This window comes from Thiosulfatihalobacter marinus (genome assembly GCF_016019955.1).
Classification (GTDB): domain Bacteria; phylum Pseudomonadota; class Alphaproteobacteria; order Rhodobacterales; family Rhodobacteraceae; genus Shimia; species Shimia marinus_A.
The window spans coordinates 1-296 of record NZ_JAECRZ010000055.1 but is presented as its reverse complement, the minus strand read 5'-3'; the positions used below and the strand labels follow the sequence as shown (position 1 = coordinate 296).

The 296-nt window shown below is 62.2% G+C and carries 1 protein-coding gene; it reads left to right on the top strand.

The features are described from left to right. On the top strand, positions 1-201 hold a 201-nt coding region (locus I3253_RS20365), incomplete at its 5' end, for an integrase core domain-containing protein (protein WP_197919488.1). Positions 202-296 lie beyond the last annotated feature (95 nt).

Here is a 296-nt window from a genome sequence, read left to right as displayed (position 1 = left end):
ATCGCGGCCTGGGCGGCTGACTACAACACCGAACGACCCCATTCAGCCTTGGACTACCAAACCCCGGCTGACTATGCACGGACCCTGACCACCGCAATCGCCCGCCCCGCTACGCGAGATGAAAGCTCCACGCGTCGGGCGATTGCTCAACCTGCGCCAACCGGCGTAAACACAAACCGGGCTCCGGTCGCGGCTGGATGAAAGTTCAGTGGCAGGTCAAGCCGCATCCGCAGCACCCGGTCTATCCGTATTTGCTGAGGAAGATGGTGATCGACCGGCCAAACCAGGTCTGGTGC